Source organism: Variovorax sp. OK605, from assembly GCF_900115445.1.
GTDB lineage: Bacteria > Pseudomonadota > Gammaproteobacteria > Burkholderiales > Burkholderiaceae_C > Variovorax.
Map to the genome: position 1 here is coordinate 1 of NZ_FOWL01000033.1, position 21,393 is coordinate 21,393.

18 protein-coding genes and 2 pseudogenes are annotated in these 21,393 nt (G+C 65.8%); 4 read left to right on the plus strand and 16 right to left on the minus strand.

What is annotated here, in order from left to right:
• The 10 genes and pseudogenes from BM013_RS39530 to BM013_RS42080 all read right to left on the minus strand — a co-directional run.
• On the minus strand, positions 1–673 hold a 673-nt coding region (locus tag BM013_RS39530), incomplete at its 3' end, for an SLC13 family permease (protein ID WP_143098509.1).
• Positions 670–1,932, minus strand: coding sequence for an MFS transporter (locus tag BM013_RS39535; RefSeq protein WP_093136089.1), 1,263 nt, complete (start codon positions 1,930–1,932; stop codon positions 670–672). The genes BM013_RS39535 and BM013_RS39530, both read right to left, overlap by 4 nt.
• A 19-nt stretch (positions 1,933–1,951) precedes the next feature.
• Positions 1,952–2,773, minus strand: a complete 822-nt coding sequence (locus tag BM013_RS39540) for a hypothetical protein (protein WP_093136091.1) — start codon at positions 2,771–2,773, stop codon at positions 1,952–1,954.
• 149 nt (positions 2,774–2,922) lie between these two features.
• Positions 2,923–4,278, minus strand: coding sequence for a sigma-54-dependent transcriptional regulator (locus tag BM013_RS39545; RefSeq protein WP_093136094.1), 1,356 nt, complete (start codon positions 4,276–4,278; stop codon positions 2,923–2,925).
• Positions 4,263–5,732 carry a sensor histidine kinase gene (locus tag BM013_RS39550; RefSeq protein WP_093136097.1) on the minus strand — a complete coding sequence of 490 codons (1,470 nt, stop codon included), beginning with the start codon at positions 5,730–5,732 and terminating at the stop codon, positions 4,263–4,265. Before BM013_RS39550 ends, BM013_RS39545 begins: the two co-directional genes overlap by 16 nt.
• Before the next feature lie 233 nt (positions 5,733–5,965).
• Entirely contained in the window at positions 5,966–8,188 is a 2,223-nt protein-coding gene (locus BM013_RS39555) for a putative bifunctional diguanylate cyclase/phosphodiesterase (protein ID WP_093136100.1), read from the minus strand.
• Positions 8,189–8,454: 266 nt separating this feature from the next.
• Positions 8,455–9,340: pseudogene (locus BM013_RS42075) on the minus strand (IS66 family transposase); the annotation flags it as partial.
• A gap of 70 nt (positions 9,341–9,410) precedes the next feature.
• Complete coding sequence (locus BM013_RS39570; RefSeq protein ID WP_093136105.1) at positions 9,411–9,785, minus strand: response regulator; 375 nt, start codon at positions 9,783–9,785, stop codon at positions 9,411–9,413.
• A 1,484-nt stretch (positions 9,786–11,269) separates the two neighbouring features.
• Positions 11,270–11,977 carry a VIT1/CCC1 transporter family protein gene (locus BM013_RS39575; protein WP_093136108.1) on the minus strand — a complete coding sequence of 236 codons (708 nt, stop codon included), beginning with the start codon at positions 11,975–11,977 and terminating at the stop codon, positions 11,270–11,272.
• A complete protein-coding gene (locus BM013_RS42080; protein ID WP_256221895.1) occupies positions 11,974–12,099 on the minus strand; it encodes a hypothetical protein in 126 nt (41 codons plus the stop codon). Before BM013_RS42080 ends, BM013_RS39575 begins: the two co-directional genes overlap by 4 nt.
• A 190-nt stretch (positions 12,100–12,289) precedes the next feature.
• Here BM013_RS42080 and BM013_RS39580 point away from each other — a divergent pair, with 190 nt between their 5' ends.
• Positions 12,290–12,583: a hypothetical protein gene (locus tag BM013_RS39580; protein WP_093136111.1), complete on the plus strand. Its 294-nt coding sequence runs from the start codon at positions 12,290–12,292 to the stop codon at positions 12,581–12,583.
• A gap of 883 nt (positions 12,584–13,466) precedes the next feature.
• Here BM013_RS39580 and BM013_RS39585 read toward each other — a convergent pair.
• Positions 13,467–13,955: a hypothetical protein gene (locus BM013_RS39585; RefSeq protein WP_093136113.1), complete on the minus strand. Its 489-nt coding sequence runs from the start codon at positions 13,953–13,955 to the stop codon at positions 13,467–13,469.
• 567 nt (positions 13,956–14,522) lie between these two features.
• Here BM013_RS39585 and BM013_RS39590 point away from each other — a divergent pair.
• A complete protein-coding gene (locus BM013_RS39590) occupies positions 14,523–14,870 on the plus strand; it encodes a hypothetical protein (protein ID WP_143098511.1) in 348 nt (115 codons plus the stop codon).
• A 259-nt stretch (positions 14,871–15,129) separates the two neighbouring features.
• Complete coding sequence (locus BM013_RS41060; RefSeq protein ID WP_143098512.1) at positions 15,130–15,357, plus strand: hypothetical protein; 228 nt, start codon at positions 15,130–15,132, stop codon at positions 15,355–15,357.
• A gap of 207 nt (positions 15,358–15,564) precedes the next feature.
• Here BM013_RS41060 and BM013_RS39595 read toward each other — a convergent pair whose 3' ends face one another.
• The 5 genes and pseudogenes from BM013_RS39595 to BM013_RS39615 all read right to left on the minus strand — a co-directional run bounded on the left by BM013_RS39595 (position 15,565) and on the right by BM013_RS39615 (position 20,842).
• Positions 15,565–17,328 (minus strand): RecQ family ATP-dependent DNA helicase, encoded by a 1,764-nt coding sequence (locus BM013_RS39595; RefSeq protein WP_093136118.1) that lies wholly within the window; start codon positions 17,326–17,328, stop codon positions 15,565–15,567.
• Complete coding sequence (locus tag BM013_RS39600; protein WP_093136121.1) at positions 17,328–17,630, minus strand: hypothetical protein; 303 nt, start codon at positions 17,628–17,630, stop codon at positions 17,328–17,330. Before BM013_RS39600 ends, BM013_RS39595 begins: the two co-directional genes overlap by 1 nt.
• Positions 17,631–18,772: 1,142 nt before the next feature.
• Positions 18,773–19,417, minus strand: coding sequence for a LysR substrate-binding domain-containing protein (locus BM013_RS39605; RefSeq protein WP_177225707.1), 645 nt, complete (start codon positions 19,415–19,417; stop codon positions 18,773–18,775).
• A gap of 91 nt (positions 19,418–19,508) precedes the next feature.
• Positions 19,509–19,772, minus strand: a pseudogene (locus tag BM013_RS42085) (hypothetical protein); the annotation flags it as partial.
• The gene (locus BM013_RS39615) at positions 19,760–20,842 is read right to left on the minus strand and encodes a type IV toxin-antitoxin system AbiEi family antitoxin (RefSeq protein ID WP_093136127.1); all 1,083 of its coding nucleotides are present in this window, start codon (positions 20,840–20,842) and stop codon (positions 19,760–19,762) included. The gene BM013_RS39615 and the pseudogene BM013_RS42085, both read right to left, overlap by 13 nt.
• 138 nt (positions 20,843–20,980) lie before the next feature.
• Between BM013_RS39615 and BM013_RS42300 the strand changes: the two genes are divergently transcribed.
• Entirely contained in the window at positions 20,981–21,274 is a 294-nt protein-coding gene (locus tag BM013_RS42300; protein ID WP_093136129.1) for a Wadjet anti-phage system protein JetD domain-containing protein, read from the plus strand.
• Positions 21,275–21,393: the final 119 nt, after the last annotated feature.

Genomic DNA, 21,393 nt, shown 5'->3' on the forward strand with positions numbered 1-21,393 from the left:
CCACCACGAAGCCCACGAACAGCACGCCCGACAGCGCCAGCAGCCGCGGCTGCACCGGCGCGGCCTCGGCCGCCGGCTTGAGCGCGACGGCCGTGCGCGGCACCAGCAGCCACACGGCCACGAAGAGCCAGAACAGCATCACCAGCACGGTGGGCGCCATCATCAGCATGAAGCCGCCGAAGCTCTCGCCGGTGCGGTGCCACAGGTACAGGTTCTGCGGGTTGCCGATGGGCGTGAGGGCAGAGCCCGCGTTCACCGCCAGCGCTTCCAGCACCACCAGCCGCGCCAACGGCAGGTGCGCCTGCGTGGCCAGCACGCGCGTGAGCGGCACCAGCAGGAACAGGCTCACGTCGTTGGTGACCAGCGCCGACAGCACCGCCGCCGTGGCCACCAGCAGCAGCGCGAGCTGGCGCAGGTCGGTGGTGCGCGCCAGCAGGCGCTGGGCGGCCGACTGCAGCATGCCGCTCTTCTCCACGCCCTGCGTGATGGCCAGCAGCCCCGCCAGCGCGCCCACGGTCTGCCAGTCGACCAGGCCGAGCCAGTCCATCGGCGCGCGCGGGCGCAGGAAGGCGAACAGCACGGCCACGGCCACCAGCACCCAGAGCAGGCCGTTGCCGCCGCCCTCGTGGGGATCGGACGCGTTGGCAGGGGTGGACACGGTGTCTTTGGTCATGGAGCGGCGGTGCTCAGAACGGGAGCGGCAGGCGCGTTCGCCATCGAATCGCGTCGGCCGCGAGTTTCCGGCATTGCGAGCGCAAACAGCGTCAGCGCACCCGCCGCGATGGCCGCCAGCAGCACGAACGCCATGCCGTAGCCCGCCAGGTGCGCGACCGTGCCCGCCAGCAGGTTGCTGAGCGCCGCGCCCAGGCCCACGCAGGCCGCGCCGATGCCGAGCGCGAAATTGAAATGGCCGCTGCCGCGCGTGAGGTCGCCGATGGTCAAGGTCAGCATCACGCCGAAGATGCCCGCGCCGATGCCGTCGAGCACCTGCAGCGACAGCAGCGCCGCCGGGCTGTCGGCCAGCAGATACAGCAGCCCGCGCACCGGCAGTACCCCGAAACCCGCCAGGAAGATCGGCTTGCGCGCCAGCCGCGGCGCCCAGCGCCCGACCGCCAGGCCGATCGGAATGGTGACCAGTTGGGTGACGATCACGCCCGCCGAGAGCCACAGCGTGGCCGAGGTTCCGGCGCGCGTGCCGACCTTCTGCGCCACCAGCGTGAGCATCGCGGCGTTGGCCAGGTGGAACAGGAAGGCGCAAACGAGCAGCACGACCAGGCGGCGGTCGTACCAGCGCCCGGCGGAGGGCGCGGCACCGGCCTGCGCTTCGGCGTCGGCGCCGCGTGCCAGGCGCGCGTCCACATCGCGCGAGCGGATCAGCATGGCCGCCGCCATGGTCGGCAGCGCCATCGCCACCGCGTAGAAGAACATCGCCTGCGGCCCGAAGGCGTGGCCGACCCAGCCGGTGCCCAGTGCCCACAGCACGGTGCCCGCCGCGGTGATGGCCGCGTTGCGGCCGACGCGCGCGTCCAGCCCGGCGCGGCCCACCATGCCCAGGCTGGTGGCCGCGATGGCCGGCGCCACCAGCGTGCCGGCCGCGCCAATGAGCGACTGGCCCGCCAGGATCACGCCGTAGCCCGGCCAGTTCGCCATGACCACCAAGCACGCCGCAATCAGCGCGACGGCGCCCGCGATCCAGCGCGGCTTGTGCCGCACGCTGTCGATCAGCGCGCCGGCCGGCGCCTGCACCGCGAGCCCCACCAGCGCCGAGACGAACATCACGGTGCCGATGCGCTGCGGGTCCCAGGCCAGCGTGCCGGCCATGAAGACGATCAGGAACGGGCCGACACCGCCCTGGATGTCGGGCGCGAAGAAGGCCAGCGCGTCGAGCGCGCGCAGGCTGCGGCGGGACGGGGACGGGGCGGCGTTGGTCATGGCGGGCGGGCCAGGAAGATCAGGACGCCGGCACCGGGGCCGGAGGCGCCATCAGCGGGGCGGGCGGTGTCGGGCCGCGGGGCCCTTTGAGGCCGCCGGGGCCGACCTGCCCGCGCGGACCGCGCGGCGCGGGTTCCAGCCCCGGTCCGCCGAACACCTCGCGCACCGTGCCCGCGGTCGCGCCCAGGCTCGTCGCCTCCAGTGCCGTGCCCTGCGCGCCGCGCGTGCCCCAGCCGCGCACATGGAGCGGCGCGCCGGGTTGCAGCTGCGCGCTGTACGCCGCGCCGACGTGCGGTGGAAAGCGCACGATGGTCTTGTCTGCCAGCACCACGCCGCGCACGTCGCCGCGGTCGGTGTACAGCAGGCGTTCGATGCGCCCGTCCGCCGACATGGCATCCAAGGCGCCGGCCGCGCCCGGCTCGCGCGGCGGCGGCGGGGCCATGCCGGGCGTCGGCGGCGGGTCGTTCACGCTGCGGCCGTTGGCGCTGAGCGACTGCATGCGCACCACCGGCACGTTGGGCGCGCGCCAGCCGCTGACCTGCACCGTGTCGCCGGGCTTGAGCACCTGCATCACCGCGGCCGAGAGGTGCGGTGGAAACGCCACCTGCGTGCCGTCGGCCAGCAGCAGGCCGTCGGCCTCGCCGTTGGGGTTGAGCAACCATTGCTGCACGCGGCCGGTGGCAACGGTGCCCGCCTCGGGCGCGGCGGGTGGCATGGGTGCCGTGGCGCCGGGTGGCGGCGGCAGCGGTCCGCCGGCCGGTGGCGGCATCTGGGCAAAGGCCGTGCTGCCGGCCAGCAGGCAGAAGCAGGCGGTTGCGACGAAGGCGATGCGCGGTGTCATGGGCGGCTCCTTGTGTGGATGGATGCCATGGACATCTCACACAACGTGCCAGCGCACGAACCCTTTGAAATCAACGGCTTGCGCGAGTCGCACGGGTCGCAACCGCATGATCCGGGGACACCGGGTGTCCGCTTTTCGGACACCCTGGCTCAGTCGAGCCCGTACTGCGCCAGCTTGCGGTAGAGCAACTGGCGGTGAATGCCCAGCCGCCGTGCGGTCTCGGCGCGGTTGCCATGGGTCTGCGCGAGCGCATGGGCGATCAGCACGCGCTCGAGCTTTTCGACGGCGGCGGGCAGGTCGCCTTCGAGCCAGTCGGCGGGCAGCGCGTCGGTCGCCTTGCCGCGCGGCGCGGCGTTCACCCCGATGGCCAGCTCGGCCAGGTCCGCCTCGCCGATCACCCGGTGCCGCACCAGCGCATGGCAGCGCTCCATCACGTTGCGCAGCTCGCGCACGTTGCCAGGCCACGGGTGGCTCAGCAGCCGCTGCGCGGCGTCGGCCGACAGCGCCTTGGGGCTGCCGGAGCCGGCCGCGCGCCGCAGGAAGTGCTCGGCCAGCGGAATGATGTCGGCCAGCCGCTCGCGCAGCGGCGGCATGCGGATCGACAGCACGTCGAGCCGGTACAGCAGGTCTTCGCGAAAGCGTCCCTCGCGCACGGCGGCGGCCAGGTCGCGGTGCGTGGCCGCGACCACCCGGACATCGACCTTCACCGTGCGGTGGCTGCCCAGCGGGGTGACTTCGCCCTCCTGCAGCGCGCGCAATATCTTGGCCTGCACGTCCAGCGCCATGTCGCCGATCTCGTCGAGCAGCAGCACGCCGCCGTCGGCCGCGCGAAAGCACCCGGGCCGCTCGCCGGTGGCGCCGGTGAAGGCGCCGCGCACGTGGCCGAAGAGCTCGCTCTCGAGCAACTCCCTCGGAATGGCCGAGCAGTTGACCGCCACGAAGGGCTGCCCGGCGCGCGCCGAATGGCGGTGCAACGCGCGCGCCACCATTTCCTTGCCGGTGCCCGTTTCGCCGAGCACCAGCACCGGCATCGCGTGGGCGGCCGCCAGGCCGATGCGCTTGTGCACCTCGCGCATCGCATGGCTCGGTCCGATGAGGTCGCTCCCGTCGTCGTGCGCAGCACCCGAAGGAGAGCCCGCCGCCTGCTGCTGCAACGCCCGCGCCAGCACTTCGCGCACCGCCTCGCGGCTGATGGGCTTGGTCAGGTGGTCGAAGGCGCCCAGGCGCATCGCGTCGATGGTGTTGCCCGCGCGCGAGAACGCGGTGAGAACGATCACCGGCGGCAGCCGCGCCAGGCGCGCCTGCATGGCCTCCAGTGTCTGCAGGCCGTCCATGCCGGGCATGCGGTGGTCGAGGAACACGGCGTCGAAGCGCTCGCGCGATGCCGCCCGCACCGCCTCGGCGCCGTTGGCGACGGTGACCGTCTCATGGCCCAGGCCCTGCGGGGTTTCGGCCAGCGTGTCGCGAAAGGCGTCGTCGTCGTCGACGATCAGGAGATGCGCCATGGAAGCTCCAGTTCGAAGCGGGTGCCCGGTGCCAGCGGCCGATGATGCAGCTCGCCGCCGTGCGCCAGCGCCACCTCGCGCGCCAGCGCCAGGCCCAGCCCGGTGCCGTCGGCGCGGCCGGTGGCGAAGGGCTCGAACAGGCTGGCTTGCAGCGACTCGGCCACGCCGGGGCCGTCGTCGTCCACGCGGATCGCCAGCGTGCGCGCATCGGGCTGCAATGCGCAGAGCATCACGTGGCCGCCGCGCCGCGCATGGCGCACTGCGTTGTCGAGAAGGTTGTCCACCGCGCGCGCCAGATGCACCGGGTCGAACACGGCGCTGGCGGGCGTGTCGTGTCGCAGCGTGACCTGCACGCCCGCCGCGTCGGCCTTGGGCGCCGCGACGGCCACGCGCTCGTCGAGCCAACGGTGCAGCACCACCTCCCGTGGCGCCAGCGTGACGGGCTGCACCAGCGCCAGCAGGCTCTGCACCAGCCCGTCGAGCCGGTCGATCTGCCCGACGATGGCCTGCAGCGCCTGGCCCTGCCGCTCGGGCGCGGCGGCCAGCGCGTTCTCTGCCTTCAGCCGCATGGTGGCGATCGGGTTGCGGATTTCATGCGCGATGCCCCCTGTCATGCGCCCCAGCGCGGCCAGCCGCTGGTCGCGGCTGCGCTGCTGCGCGGCGTCGCGCAGGTGGACACGGGCTTCCTCGAAGCGCAAGCGGTAGTGGTTGAAGCCATCGACGATGCGGTCGAGCTCGCGCACGCCGGTGCGCGGCAGCTCGGGCATGGCGCCGCCGTCGGCATCGGCCTGCACCAGCCGGTTTTCCAGGCGCTGCACATGGCGCAGCCCGCGCAGCAGGATGAAGCCGAGCCACAGGCCCGATGCCAGCACCAGCACCAGCAGCACGCCCAGCCCGGTGCGCAGGCTGCCTTGCGCGGCCAGCGCGCCGCCGTTGGTGCGCGTCATGGTCCAGGCCGCAAGGTCGTTGGCCGGCGCGGCCAGCGGGCAGGCCGACACGATCAGCGCCTCGCGGCTGCCGCGCACCACGTCGGTCTGCGGCTGCCGGGTGCGCGCCGCGAGCTGCGCCATCTCCACGATGAGCGGCTGCTCGGCCGCGGGCACGTCGCGCTTGACGCCGCTGCCTTCATAGGTCGGGTAGGCGTAGGCGAGTTGCCCGCCGGCGGCCTGCCACACACCGCCTTCCACGTGCGGCGCCTCGATTAGCACCAGCTGCAGCAACACCTGGAGCAGGTCGAGCTGCGGTTGCGCGGGAGCGGTCGGCGCGGGCGGTGTGACCGACTTGGCATACCGCGCCGCGATGGCTCGGCACGACTGTTCGGTGGCGCTGCGCCCCGCCGCCACCTGCGCACCCGCGCTACTGCGATACAGCGTGAGCATCACCACCGCCAACGCGGCGCACATGCCGAACAGCAGCACCCAGAAAAAAAGAAGCTGGCCGCGAAGAGACTTCATCGACGCCTTGCTTTGACACATCTTCCACACGACCGTCCGTGGCGGGGTTGCCAAGAGTTTGCGGCACGGGTTGCAGGTCGATGTGAATTCATGGGCTGAGCCCCTTGAAGTGTACCGACGCGAGATTTCAGCCAGAGGGAACGTCGCTGAACACAGCGAAGCGCAATTGGAGAACGGCTAAGCAAACCCCGTTTGCGCCCATTGACCACGAGCACCGTCGACCCTACGGCGCCTCATGGTGCTGTGACAAGCCCTTGCACAACCTGGCGCGTTGGTACATTTCCGAAGGAGGGTCGATCGAGCGTGTCTCTCCTCCATCGGTCGAAGTCCTCAGGCGCCATGGGACGCGCGATGAAGTAGCCTTGGATGGCGTCGCAATCGCAATTCGCCGCCAGATCGAATTGCGCCTGCGTCTCCACCCCCTCGGCAACCACCAGAAGCTTGAGCGCGTGTGCGAGCTGAACGATGGACCGGAGCACGGCGGCGTCACCTTCGCTCTCGCCGGCGTTGACGATGAAGCTGCGGTCCAGCTTCAAGGAGGTGAGGGGCATTCGAGGCAGTTGGGAGAGCGTGGAATAGCCCACGCCAAAGTCGTCCATTGCCACTTTGAAGCCGTGCTGGCGCGCTCGCTCCAGCGCGGCCACTGCGTTGCCGTCAGCGAACACGCCCTCGGTCACTTCGATGCAGAAGCGTTGGGCCGGCAGCCCTCGCTTTACGAGGAGCGCCAGAAGGTCCTCGATCACGTCGCCGGCGGCGAACTGCGCAGGCGACACGTTCAGATTGATCACCGGCCATTGGCCGGCTGAGGCTTGCTCCCATGCCGCGGCCTGATCGACCGCCAGACCGAGCAGCTTTCGGCCCAGCGCAGCGATCAAGCCCTTGCGTTCCGCCAGGGGAATGAACTGGTCGGGCGGTATGGCGCCAAGCCGGGGATGACGCCACCGCGCGAGCGACTCGACAGCCACGAGTTGGCGGTTGGCCACGTCGACCACTGGCTGGAAAGAAAGCCAGAGCTCATCGTCGTTGATCAAGGCCCGATGCAGGTCTTGCTCAAGCTCCACCTCCTGCTTGCGCACGTCGTGCATGGCTTTTTCGAAGGTCACGGTCTGATTGCCGCCACGGGCCTTGGCGACATACATGGCTTGATCGGCGGCTTGCGCCAGGTTGGCGCCATGGGTCTCTTTCGTGTGCGCAGTGCCGACGCTCGCCGCCAGGCGAAAGCTGCGTCCGCGCACCGTGTAGGGCCGCGCAAGTGCCTGCATGACCGCATCGCTCAATTGCTCGGCCGCCTCGGCTGTCAAGTCCGCGCAGCAGATGGCGAATTCGTCGCCGCCGATGCGACCCACCAGATGGCCGTTGGCGACGCTGCGCAGGCGCGCTGCGACTTCGACCAGAACGTGATCGCCTTCGGCAGCGCCGAAGGCTTCGTTGATTGCCCGAAAGCCGTCCAGGTCGATGAGCAGTTCGCTGGCGGACGACACCGTGGCGGCCCTCGTGCTTCGGCGCAAGTGCATCATCTTGTTGCGCGTGAGCAGCCCGGTGAGGGCATCTCGATCGGCGGCTCGCTGCGTGAGGCGCTCGGCAATGCCTCGCAAGCGATCCACGCCGTCGGCGCGCACAGTGCTGATGGTGACGACCACCCAGATCAACGCGATGATGAACGCGCTTTGATAAATCAGCAGCACGCCGTCCGGCGGTAATTGCATGCCAGGGTAGTCCAGCCGCCGAGCCATGAGCCAGACCCCCAGTGCCAGTATCAACGCCGTGCTGCCCAGCAGGCGGCGCGCAAGGCGGCCCGGCTCCGACCTTGCGGTGAGGGATCGCATGAAGGATCGGCGCGAGGTTGCCAACAGGAGCGCCAGCGCCAGGGATGTGATGCCCGCCATCGTGAAGGGCGCCATCGCGCCCTTGAAGACCAGCAGGCCGCCGAGGTTACCGGCGAAGGCAATGAAGAGTATTGCCAGCGAGGCGGTGGCTAGCAACTGCGACGCCAGCCAGTAGCGCATGCGCCGCGCGATGTCACCGAGGCACAACAGCAGCAAGGTCAACGCCACATTCAGCGGCATCGCAATGACTCTGCCGGTGGCTTGGTGCTGCGAGTCGAGCGTGTCAGAAAACGGCGTCAAGTCACTGAAGAGCTGATCGCCCGTCAGGGGAACAAACAGCCGGATCGCAATGAGGCACAGCGCAGCCAGCACCGCGACGCGTGCGAGCGCGCGGGGGAGTCCGGTCGATCGTCCCGGCAGCAGCGCGACCGAGAGCATCAACAGGCAAAGCGCCGTGTAGGGGTGCGTCGGAGGCAGGTCGGGCAAGGGGAGCCACATGCTTGGCGCATTCAACGCGTAACCGAGCAACACCCACAGGGCGATGCCGCCGCTGAGGACAGAGCCCGCGGTACGGGACGCGCGCGATACGCTCCATGGCACGGCAATTCTGTTGAGCGGAGCGAAGTGCATCGGCGCGAGCGTTCCGCAATCGCCGGCGAAAGCCGATCCGCATCGAAGACACCTTTGGCTTACTGTAAGGCGAATTTGTCTTTCTTCGGGATCAACAACTGTTGTTTTACGTAGACATCATCACCTCGTGCCGAAAGAAGCCAAGGGCTTCGGCAGCTCTCACGCGAGACGTTCTCAGATAAGGCGCGACTTCTGCATCGACTGCAAGTGAATGATTTCATCTGGAAGCGTCCTGTGTCAGTCGGCGCGACGCTATGGACATCCCGGTGGGCGAGGCAACCTGCTTCGAGATGCCCACGAAGAAGAGCTGCTCGTACCCACTGAAGTCGTCGCAAACCGGCGCACCGCGCCGTCCTGCGGTCAGTGTGACGCCAAGGAAACCGCGCGCATGGTGGCCTGCGCGGCTCTCGGCGAAGTCGAAGACCACCGCGTGCATGCCAGCGAAGTGCGTGCTGCAGTAGCTCCACAGGTAGGCGCGGGGAGTCTTGCCATTTCCCAGCTTGAGCATGGCCACGGGCGTCTCGTCGGCGTGCATCACCGGGTGCAACAGCAGCTCCCGCTTCAGGGCATCGACAAGCGGCAACCCACTGGGCCAGCGTGGAGCGTGGCAGCGCCATGCCTGTGCGGGCAAAGAGGCCCTCCTGTCGGTACAACGGGAGGCGGTCGGCGTACTCGGCCACCAGGACTTGGGCCAGCAGGCCGGCGGTTGGGATGCCTTTGTCTATAACGTTCGGCGGCACCGGCGCCTGTACCAGCGTCTCGCATTGCGAGCACACCCACTTGCCACGCACATGGCGCTCCACGGTGAAGACACCAGGCTGGTAGTCCTGCTTCTCCGCGATGTCTCGCCGATGCGTTTGAGCGCGCAGCCACAGTGGCAGGTGGTGCTGTGCGGCGTGCTGCACGTCGCGACGCGGCAGATGGACTAGAGGCGGCAAGCGCCGCGCGGTCTGCCGGTCGGTCGCGGCCCTGTTTGCCTTGAGCAATGCCGTCCAGTTCGCAGGTCAGTGCCTCGATGTCGGTCTCCACAGCCTCCTTGCGGAGGCTCGCCTGTTCGGGGCTGTAGCGCTCGGCCTTGGCGCCGAACTTCATGCGCTTGAGCACGGCCAGCTCGTGCGTGATTTTGTCGATGATGGCTTGCTTGAACGTAAGTCAGAAAGTTGCAGTGCATGCGTGGGGACGGCGACCGCAACCCGCCTGGACCAAGCGCGCGCTGCCGCATCTAGGACTGAGCGTATCGCAGGCACACCTCGAAGAATTCATCGAGCTCGGTGGATTTGTCGAACACCCCGTCAGCACCCAGTTCAAGGCAACGCATACGGATGTCCGGGGTAGCATAGTTCGTCAAGACCAGGACATGCTGGCGAGCGTGTCTCAGCTTGCATTGATCCAACACGGCGAGGCCGGACCCATTGGACAAGAAAAGGTCGACCACTGCGAGTTGCCATACGTCGCGATGGGCATTGAGCACGGTCGCTGCTTCAAGCGGAGACCCCGCCACAGCAACCACGTGGGCTTGAGCCAGCTCGGACAAGGCCGGGATCAGATTATTTCGGATCGTTTGACTGTCTTCAACGAGGATGGTGATCAGAGACATGAAACTGAGCGAGTCAATCGATCAAAACGCGCCACAGCCGTCGTAATTGACGCTGGCTTGAGAGTGCAACTTAAGGTGCGCTGACATCTCTTGTGTAGTCCCATGCCGCGTCCGGCGCGATGCAAACCAAGAGCTTGTCGGTGACAAGCACATCCGGTCGCTGCAACTCTGGATACATGCGACGCGGCTTAAGAGTCCGCCGCATCGCGCCTGGCCATGCCGAGGCTGTAAATCGAATTGCTTTCCGAGCGGTTGCATGGTGATGCCGACGGCCCGGTGGCGTTCCAAGGGCGTGTTCGAAAATGGGGGGAAGAGCCGTCCGTTCAATGCCCGAGTCAACTGGTGGTAGGTGGACATTCCTAGAATGAAAGCAGATCCCATGGCTGAAACATACGGCGAGCTTCAACAGCAGATTGCCGAACTGCAAGCCCAAGCGGAGCAACTCCGACAAAGGAAGTGACGGCAGTTCTCGCACGGATGAAGGAAGTCGAACTGCCGATGGCATCACCCGCAGGTGCTTTCGACAAACGCGTGGCTGGGCCCGTCCAATCGGCAACGCCGGCCGAGGCGCACGCAGCGCAGGCACTGCTTACAGTGTTGCAGCGCAAATGCTAGGGGATGCGCGGATCTTGTCCGCGCCGGCCGCGCGATGCACTGGCGGCCGGCAAACCGCTGGACGGATTTCGTTCGCGCCGGGCGACCTTGTAGGAAGCGCCTCGGAGGCCATCGCGCTTGTGTGGGTCGCCTGCGAGCGGGTTGTGGAGTACCCCAACGGGGGGTGGTTGCGAATTTTCACGCCGGTGCAGGAGGAGAGTGCACGCGCGTGGTCTTTCGGGCCTCCGTTATCTCCGGCGTCGGATGGCGTCACACCCGCCGTCCGGCTGGATTCCTTCAGCATCGAGGCACAGGCTGTTCTTCCCATGGCAGGCCTCGCCGGGCCTGGTGACCGGACAGTCACTGACCGAGTGCGTCTCAGTGGCGCGGCCGGGATCTCCTTCCCGTTTTTCAAATACACTAACGGCAAACGGAAGCCTATGAACACGCGAACACCGCCTTCAATGCAAACTCCCATGCCGTTAGTGCATTTTCCGTCTGCTCGCTTGGCGGCTGTTCGAGGACGCGCCGTCTCGCGCTCTGCTATTGCGCGACATCGCGGGTGTCCGCCGGCGGAGCATTGACCTGGCACCACGCCACGGCATCAATCCAACGCAGGCGTCTCCGCCCAGCCACGCTCGGCAAGTTGGTCTGGGTCGAGGCGCCAAGGCCATACTCCAGGACGTGACCGAGCGCACGCTCTCGGTTTGAGCGCGCAGTTGCCCACTGAAGCGAAGGCGGCGAGCGCTCCAATCCCACCGCGAGTCCTGTCCGATGCGTCGCCTGCGGTCAGGATGGCCGCTGAGAGGTCAAGGCCACTCGCCGGTTTGCGACACGGACTGCGCACCCTTGAGTATTGGCAGGGACTGCGTGGGGTGGGCTGCGCCGGGTCACGCAAGCGTGCCAAACACCGTGCCCACCGCGGCTGTCGCAGCCATCGCCACGGTGCCCCAGAACGCCACGCGCCAGACACTCTTGGCCACGGGTGTGCCGCCGATGCGGGCCGCGACGGCACCCAGCAGCATCAGAAACGCGATCGCCGTCGCCACCGTCCATGGCAACAGCGTGGCCGCAGGTGCCAGCGCGACCACGGCGAGTGGCAAAGTCGCACCCGCGGAAAAGCTCGCGGCAGAAGCCAGCGCCGCCTGCAGCGGACGTGCGCTGAACGCCTCCGTGATCCCCAGTTCGTCGCGTGCGTGGGCGCCCAGCGCATCGTGCGCCATGAGCTGAGTCGCGACCTGCTGAGACAGGGCGCGATCCAGCCCGCGGCCCATGTAGATGGCTGACAGTTCGCGATGCTCGGCTTCCGGGTCCGCATGCAACTCCAGGCGCTCTCGCTCGAGGTCGGCCGCCTCCGTATCAGCCTGCGAGTACACCGAAACGAATTCGCCGGCGGCCATCGACATGGCACCGGCCACAAGACCCGCTACCGCTGTCGTCAGGATATTCGCGTGGCTTGCCTGGGCCGCCGCCACCCCGACGACGAGACTGGCTGTCGAGATGATGCCGTCGTTGGCGCCCAGCACCGCCGCGCGCAGCCAGGCCACACGATGCGTTCGATGACGCTCGGCGTGAGCGCGTTGATGAAGAGATTTCATTGGGAAACGACAAACCAATAAACCAGCCAGATGGCAATGAACAACAGGACAACGGCCAGCGCGAGGTGCGGATAGAAGTGACGGGAAATGCCAGTCCGGGCGGCGTTGGGGCGCGATGACATGGAGCGGGCTGTGGGGTTGCAGATCTGCGCGGACCTTAAGTGAGCCGACGGTTACGGGCAAATGGGGTCGATCTAAATGCCCGCTTTGGGAAAAGGAATCGTTGTGGTTCCCATCACAGCTGCATCACGCTCCCGATAGGGGCTCATTCGTTCAGAAGGAGGTCAGGATCGACGTGCACATTGCGTAGCCATGACTCCTTCGAACAGGAGGCGCGAAGTCGCCGGTGATATCCGTGATGCCGTGCGCGGAGTGAAGGGGCCCGGGCCACAAAATCAGTTCATCCATCTGCGTGCGCCGCTGAATGCGCGAGAGCTGAGCGTGCTGAAGGCCGTGTCCGGATTACCCGAGAAGTGCCGCACGCCCAAGGCAGCAGCCACGGCGCTCATGCTGGGGGGCATCGGGATTCCTTACTCGTCGCTGGCTGCGATCCTGCGTCGGTTTGAGCGCAAGGGTGCGATCCGCTTGGGACGCATCCGCTCCTGAAACCCGAGCCCGGCCCAAGGCCCGCCAAAACCACAGGATCGGGATAGACGGAGACGTCGGGCTCGGACCACGAGACGGGTTCGGACCAAGGCGTCTCCACCGCTTCGGCTGACAAGGCCAGTACGCACACCACGAGGGGCCTCCATCGGCCTAGACAGCCCATAGGGTGCAACGCGAAGACAGCGCCGATTCCATGACCCCTTCAGGCACGGATGCGCTTGTACGCGAAGCGCGGCCCGTTCCTACAACGAGCGAAAGGCGTCTCAATTAGCTTCCCACGGGTCGCGATCAAAGGCAATGGGGCCAAAGGATCGCCATTTTTGGGGTGCTTGTGGAAGCCGAGAGGTTCGCGTACTTGAGATGGGAGTTCAGTATCGGTGTCGGTCGAACTTATGCGATTGCGCTTGCAGGGCGAGCGGAAATCTACAAAGACGAGAAGCTGGTCTGCCTCATCGCGACGTCCAAGCTTTTCGCTGACCGTGAATCACTCGTTGAAGATATGAAAGCGCGATGCATGCGTTGGGCCGATCGCCAAAGCGGATGATGGAAGCAACGCAGCGCCTGCCAGGTTCGCGCGCAGCGCCGCTGAGAGCTTGATCGAATCAAGTCCGAGCGCAAAGTACCAACGCGCGGGGCGGCGCCGCAGTGGCGCTTATCGAGTTGATATCGCTGACCCCGGCGAGAGCAGGGCAGGCGCATCAGCCGTGGCCGCTCGACGGCGTCGCGGGGCGCAGCATCAGCGTCTCGAACCATTCAGTCAGCGTTGATCAGGATGGTCCGGGCCTTGACGTTTCGCATACCTGCGGCACGCCGGAGCACCGGCATCGCCATCCGTGGGCTCGCCCCATCGATTCCATGCCGCCAGGCGTCCGTCCACGCCGACTCAGGCTGTCTCGGCATCCAGCGCCGGATCCTCCAGCTCTTCGGTTCCGTAGAGCCGATCCCGCGGAGCGTAAATCACCGAACTGAGCAAACCGGTCAGCACAAGGCCGGCCAAAGTGCGTGCGACTTCGGGGTCGTCGTGATCACAGAGGGGCACCAACTGGCCGGAGTCAAGCGACAGCTTTCCTGTCAGTCCCAGATAGACCCGCGTGAGAACCACAGGCTCACCCGCGTATTGGGCGGCGAATTCGAATTCCTGCAATGTAGGCCGAGTGTCCACCACAACAGGGCGCCAACGAACGACGTAAGGCGTGTCCAGGCACTGCCCCGTGAACTTGTCCGTTGCAGGGGAGATTGCCTGGACATGACCGCGGCACAGAGGCGCAACGTTCGCGCTGCCCAAATGCCTGAGAAACCTGCTTGTCATTGCGTCGAGTTCAGCAAAAGCCTTCATGACAGGTTCAGTCTTCGGTTCAAGATCGGTGGTCATAAAAAACCTCGCACACAGGGTTGAAAGATGAGCTCCTGACTATGCCCGCCAGCAATCGCTCGCTCAAGAAGGTCGCAAGCCAGGAAATTGACGAGCGACGCGCTGCTGCGTTTCCAACAGCAGCGCCAAACTCTGTTCCTCTCGGAATCCGGCGCTGGCAGATGGTTCCGCCGTCGTCAAGAAGCCGACTGCCGCTCCGCATCCTTGGAGGTTCCAGAGCGCTCCCTCGAGACTTTCCGGCGGGGAGACAGTCTTCATTAGCGCAGAGGCCCTCCACTGCACATGTAGGTTAACGGCCCATCTCAACATTTGGATCGGTGACGCAACGCATGGGGCACCGGCTATCGTCCGTCTGAACCTGTCCATGGCCTGGGTCGATCGGGCAGGGGGCGAAGAATTCTCAAAAAACGCGCCTTCTTGCCCCATGTGTGAACCCCGAGGGGAAGGCCGCAGACTCTTTTCATCCCAGGCACCGGGAAAGACTAGCTTCACCACCTGTGGCCAAGGCACGCCGCAGTGAGGGACGAAGGCTTGTCTTGCGCTGCGCTGACTGGTCAAATGCTGACGATGGACGAGCTGAAATTGATTGGCGATGCTCCGACGACCGTGGCGGGCAGAGAGATTCGTTTTCAAAGCAGGGACATCTGGATAGCACTGCACGCATCCATCACGTCTGACGTCTACCCCGACCTTCCCTTCTTTCCGGTGATCGGCGCCAGAGACGCAGAGATTTTGGCCAAGGCCGTCTACGGCGCGCTGGAAAGCGGCTCCTTCAAAAAGCACTTCGAAGATCAGGCGCATCTGAGCGGATCTGGAACGCAGAAGGAAGCCGAGGGGGCCGCGCAGAGGAACCTGCTTTGGGTGAAGCGTTTCGCGGCCTTCCTTGAAGGCTGCGGTGGTTGCCGGCCGGCGTAGGCCGCTGGTTTCATCGGCCGAGCACTCCTTGCACTGCAGAAGGGGGCATCGACGGCGGCCAGTCTTTACGGTGAGCCGATCGACCGGTTCTGGCCTGACTCCTCGCGACCCGCGCCGCTATTCACAGGGCAACGTCCCTGTCTTCCCTCGTGCGCATGCGAATGGAGGCATCTGCCTACAAACGTCGGCCTGCTGAAATGCGAGATTCGCGCAGATGAACAGAGATGCCGCACCAATCAGCCGTGAGACAGCCCAAGCGTTGGCCGCCATGCTCGGATGCAAGGTCGATGAAAGATTCTATGGAGGGCAACTGTTTCCGAGCGTTTTGGGAAACATGGCTTCGTTCTCCCGCGTTTTGAAAACCCAGGGTGGGCGGTGGCGTACCGCGCTGGGCGGGTACACCTTCGAGACTTGGCAGGAGTTGGTGGGTGCGCTGACCATCGCCAAAGAGGCGAGCGAGCGGCTGAGTCCGACGCGGAGTACCTGAAGAAAAGGGCGCTTACGCCAAGCAGAACACCCGGCGTCCTGCACGCACGCGCCCGGCCTCCAACCAAATACCTCGCCTACCCGCCATCGCTGCTCACCAGGGCCAAGGCCAACAATCATGCCTACGGCAAAAAAGTCCCATTGAAGGATGGAGGAATAGCGAGTGACCGCGTGCCGCAGCGGCTGACCTCTGTTCCCAAACTATGGCTCAATCGACTGTTCCCGTCACCGGCGGCTGTGCGGTACGTCCACCACCCGGAGCCCGTCGGCGACTGACGTAGTCGGGATGAAAGCTGCGCCGGCTGCCATCCGGAAATTCGACAGTGATCGAGCTCGTGTCCGACGCGACGACGACACCGGAACCGAAGCGCCTGACCCTGACCGTGTCGCTTGCCACGAACGCCGGGCTGCTGCGCGTGGTGATCGTCGGGGGCTCGCTGCCGACGACGATCGGCTGCGCCATCGCGGCTTCATGGGCTGCAATGCGCCGGCAGTTGTCGCACGCGCCGCAGCGCCTCGCGGGCGCCGCCGCGTCGAGATCGCTGAGCAGCAGCTGCCAGCGGCACTGCCCCGATTGCGCATAGGAAAGCATGCGCTCGAGCGTTTCGCGGTCCTGAATGCGCCGGTCCTTGTAGGCGTCCAGCATGGGGGCGAAGTCGATGCCGGCAGCCTCGCGCTGACGCAGCGACACACGGGCGAGCCGATCGACCTTCAGCACCTTTTCTTTTCGCAGCAGTGCGATGGCCGACTGCATCTTGGTGCGCGGGCGGTCCAGCGCGTCGATCAGGCTGGCGGCCGTCCAGCCTTGCGGCTCGGGCGGTGCGGCCAGCAACTGCCGATAGATGGCGTCGAGGTCTTCGAGCTGAGGGTAGCGGCCGGCGAGAAAGAACTGCTGCACTGCCCTGTCCTTGGCATGGAACAGCAGCACGCAGTGCGCGACCTGTCCGTCACGGCCCGCGCGTCCGGCCTCCTGGTAGTAGGCGTGCACGCTGGAGGGCATCTGGCAGTGCAGCACGAACCGGATGTCGGGCTTGTCGATGCCCATGCCGAACGCATTGGTGGCCACCATGACGCGGGCGGTTCCGGTCATGAACGACTCCTGGGCCTCGTTGCGTTCACGTGCGCCGAGCTTGCCGTGGTAGAGCGCGACCGATTCGTCGTGCGCCTTCAGTGCGTCGAAGGCCTGCTGCGCCACCTTGACCGTGGCGGCGTAGACGATGCCGCAACCCCGCGCCTGCTGAACGAACTCAGCGACACGGCGCAGCCGCTCTTTCTCGTCCGCCATCTGCTCGACCGCGAAATGCAGATTGGGGCGGTAAGCGCCCGTGTCGACCAGGCCGGCGCGCGGGATGCCCAGGCACTTCATGATGTCGGTGGCCACGTCGTCGCCCGCCGTCGCGGTGAGCGCCAGCACCGGCGGATTTTCCAGTGCCCGCAGCGCGGGGCCGATCTCCAGGAATGCGGGCCGGAAGTCATGGCCCCATTGCGAGATGCAATGGGCCTCGTCGACCGCGACCAGTGCCACCGGATGAGCGCGCAGGCGCTGCAAAAAGGCCGGATCGGCAAGCCGTTCGGGCGTCGTCAGCACGATGCGCGCACTGCCGTCGTCGATGGCAAGCTCGGCCTGCGCCAGTTCTGCCGCGCTCAGCGAGCTGTTGACCTGCACGGCCTGGATGCCCAGGTGCTGCAGCTTGTCGCATTGGTCCTTCATCAATGCAATGAGTGGCGACACCACGACGGTGCGTCCTTGCAGCACCGCCGCCGGCAGTTGGTAGCAAAGCGATTTGCCAGCGCCGGTGGGCATCACCGCCAGCGTCGGCAGCCCCGCCATGACCCGTTCGATGACCTCCGCCTGGCCGACGCGCAGGCGGGCATGACCGAAGACGCCTCGCAGCGTGTCGTCCAGGTCGGCGATGGGTTGTGCGGAGTGCCTTTTTTTCTTGCCGCGAGCGTCGGCGGCGCTGACGGGCATCAGTCGTTCTCTTCGTCTTCGGGTTCGTCGCCCGTGTCCGCCAGATCCTCGGCGCTTGCCGCTTCGGGGTCTTCAGGGGACGTGGCCACTTCCGAGGCGGCATCGGGGAACACGCCCACGCGGTCGGGGAGGATGTCCGCGTTCGTCGCTTCCTCGAGCCCTCCCTCTGAAGACGCACGGTCTTCGGTGCCCGCGGCGTCGCTGCCGCTGTCGCTGGAGTCACTTGGGCCCAGGCTGTCCACGCCGGTGCCCTTGGGTTCGTTGGGCGGAAGATCGCCGCCCAGAATGCTGCTGGTTGCCATGTCGCAAGTTCCTCGATGGGTGAGTCGTCTGCGAAGACTGGCCGCATCCGAATGCGAGCGAAGTAGGAGCAGGGCGCGTCCGGAACGTTTCGCGCTGCGCCACTGTCAGCCACGGGCTTGCGTGACCCTTGCGTTTGAAATCAAGAGCTCACGAGGACCCCATCCCTCAGCGTCGGACCAAGGCTTCACCACCTTGAAATTCATTCATATCTGAATCGATACTTTGGAATCTGGCCACTCGCTCCAGGGCTGCAAGCGTGAATAGCAGGAGCCACATAGCGCGCCACATCGGCTTGCTGACAGCCTCGTCGGAGTGCGTGTCTTGGGATGCGCGAGTTGCTTCGGCATCTCGCGCGAATGGACTGTCGGCAGCCCGCCGCTTCCCCGGCAGGCTGCCTGCCCAAGGCGAGCACTAGGAATCGAGGCTCCGACGATCGCTGGCTCGGGTGCCCCCAACGAAGTCAAGCGCCCGGCGCGACGGCGGCACCGACGATGCGCGTTGGACACGGCGCAACGCGTCCCGCGCGATAAGGTACGCATCGATCTGTTTCGGACTCATGAAGGGCTTGCCTGTGCCTCGGCTCATTTTCGCGCGACTCCGCCCTTCATTCCCCGAGAGGGAAAAGCCAAATCGTGAAGACATGATCAACTCCTTTCTCAAAGTTCGATTGGTGTGAAGGAAGAGAGACTCTCTGACCAAATTTACGCAGCAGCGGGCGGATTTCAAGACCTTCATACCCAGGATTTTCCTTAGTGCTTTTCCAGGATGGCCAGGAGACCGTATGGGCGGGGTTCATCTGCCGCCAAGACGCCTACGGAGTGGATCGTCAAGGCAAAGCGCTCAGGCGCTGACCGCGAATCTCGCCGGCCCCAAGCGGGAGCTATGACGCGTGTGACCTCCCTGCGGAATACGCGCGCAGCGGGACTTGCAGGTGCACCATCTGGTCGGCTGGATTTGACAACAATGTGTCTTATGTTAAGTTTTATGGCGCGCAGACAATTTTGAGCCACCCGCTTGGGCCGTTCTCGGCGGACAATCTGTGCTGGCACCGAGCGCGCCTCACCGTGAGGTGGCCATACGCCACGATCTGCCCTCTCGGAGCCATACCGGCCCAAGCGCAGGGGACTCCAACAGATTGCGCTCATTCGCCGGCTTTTGCGGCGGCCATCGAATGGGGAAGCCGCGCCAGCAGCGTGTCGATCACCACGCGCACTTTCATGGGGAGGGTGCGCATGCGCGGCCAGACCGCATGCAGCTCGTAGCCGAAGGGCTCGGGCTCGTCGAACACGCGCACCAAGCGCCCCGCGGCAACATGGCCCGCAGCCATCCAGACCGGTACGCGCGCCAGACCCCAGCCCGCGACGGCGCCGTCCATCACCACGTCGAGCGCATCGCAGGCAAAGCGCGATTCGACCTCGAACGGGACCGATGCAGCGGCGCCGTCGGCGGAGGCGAAGCGCCAGGGCTGTCGCCACCCCTGGCGCGCATAGCCCACGAAGCGATGCGATTCGCGTTGCACCAGCAGGTCGTCGAACGAGGTCGGCCGTGAATGCTTCGCAAGATAGCCCAGTGACGCATAGACGGCCATCACTTGCCGCCCCAGCGGCCGCGCCGCCAGCGTGGTGCTGTCGTCAAGCACGCCGCTGCGGATGCCCAGGTCGATGCCCTCCTCGATCAGGTCGGCCCGCCGGTCGCTGTAGGCGATATCGAAGCTCAGCTGCGGATACCGCTCCCCCAGTTCTAACAGCAGCGGCGCGATCAGCAGCCGCCCGATGATGACGGGCATGGTGAGCCGCAAGCGCCCGACGGGCTCCTGCCGCCCAGCCTCCAGCTCTTCGCCCGCAGCGGCTAACTCGGCCAATGCCCGCCGGCAGCCCCTGCAGAGCATCGACCAGCGTCGCGTATTCGCCGTCACCCAAGGCCTCGGCATTCAGCCCAAGATCCACATCGAGCGTGCCGACGTGCGGCATGTCCTCGTTGCCAAGCAGCAGCCACGGGACGGCGCCGCCGACGATAGCGAACTTGCCCTTGAAACTTCCGAGGATCTGGCCAATTTCTAGCAACACCGTTTTGACGGCCGCCGTCGTGCGGTCGTCGTAGTCAGCGGCGGACTGTGGCTCGCCTGGGGTCATTTCTGCCATTTCAACCTTTCTTGTCGCAGATGGTCGGCCGCCTCCCGCCCCCGCTCCCCGGCCGCGGCGAGATCCAGATAGGTTTGGACGGGACTGGTGCAAGTGGCGCCCGGTGCTGGCTCCACCGTATCGCGGAATACACCGAGGTCCTTGAGCAAGGTCACCGTTACGTTCTCGCCTTTCGAGGCGGAAGACAGCTTCAGGCTCGACCGCAATTGTTCGAGGCCCGCATCGTCCGCATAGAAGTACTGCGTACCGGTGCGGCCATACGGGGCAAGCCAGTGCGCCGCCGAGAAGGACGCCATTGCCAACAACACCGTTTCACGCTTCGAGCTCATCACGCGCCGCGCAGCCTCTTCGAACGAACGGCCGTGCAGCGTCGTGTAAAAACTTATACGCTGGCCGACTGGCGGCTCGTAGGCGTCGCGCCATTCATCAAGAAGCGCATCGGGCTCGGACAGGTACAAGCCTGCGTCGGACACTTGCGCCCACTCGCGGCCCAGCAAGCTGACGCGCACATTGCTCACATGTCCCAGGCTGACCCCAGCGGCCTCTGCAAGCTCGGTGACGCGCCATGTTCGCTGCGGATCCCGAAGCATCACGCGCAACACCTGAGCGGCCTTCGGCTTGAAAATCGACCTGAGTTCGCGCCGCTCCACACCAGGCTTGCTCGCAACCTCGCGCTCGATGAAAACGCTGCCGAACGCCAATCTCGCGTTGCCTTCCAGGTCGAGGTAGCCCACATCGTGCTCACGGCACAGTGCCTGGGCTTCAGGCGACAGATACGGAGCGATGAAGACGGGCGCGGCATCCTTTGCTTGATTCGCAACGATGTCCCGCAGATGCAGGAGCGCCAGCCGAACGTGACGCGGCTGGCCACTGGACTTCACTTCGCAGACTAACGCCTGTCGCCTGCCATACACCTCGACGTGCGCCACGATATCGACTCCGTGATCGGGCGCCAGCGCCTCATGCCCGATATCCAGAAGCTTGATCGCGGGCACTTGCTCCAAGAGCGCGCGCAAGGTACCCGCAGCCTGGCGCTCTAAGTCTTTCATTAAATTATCGGCTTTCAGCATTCGTTGAAAATACCATTTCCGATGAAATCATCAAAGAGATTTCATTGAAAATTCTGATTTCAGCAACCGCTGAAATGCTGAAAATGGGTGAAATCGGGAAAAAGCGAGGACGTAGTCAGCGACGAGCCGCTCCGTCCAATGACACCTTGCCCGCTCGCTCATGCAACTGCCTCGGCTGCGAAGGGTCTGTTCAATCGCGCGGTCCGTGCGGCCTCGGCTTTACCGCTCACGCGGTGGTTGCCGTCCACCGAAGCCAAACCCAATCGTGCTGAAGAGTTGCGCCACCTCACGTCTTCCGAAATGGAGGTCTACACAGGCCTGCGTGTAAACAAACGGGGGATGCACCTTAGACTGGAACAAGAACGGCTGCCTTGGTCGGCCTGCCTGTCCGCGCTGCAGGAGGCTTTGCATTGTGGAAGCAATTACCGCTGAGCTGCCATGTTGCTGAATCTGCGCCGGCCTCCTCCCCACTTCTGAGCCGCGGGAAAAAGCACGCCGGTCGAACTCGGTGCCGGCGAGCACGCACAAGACAAGACCGCATCGGGTGCACC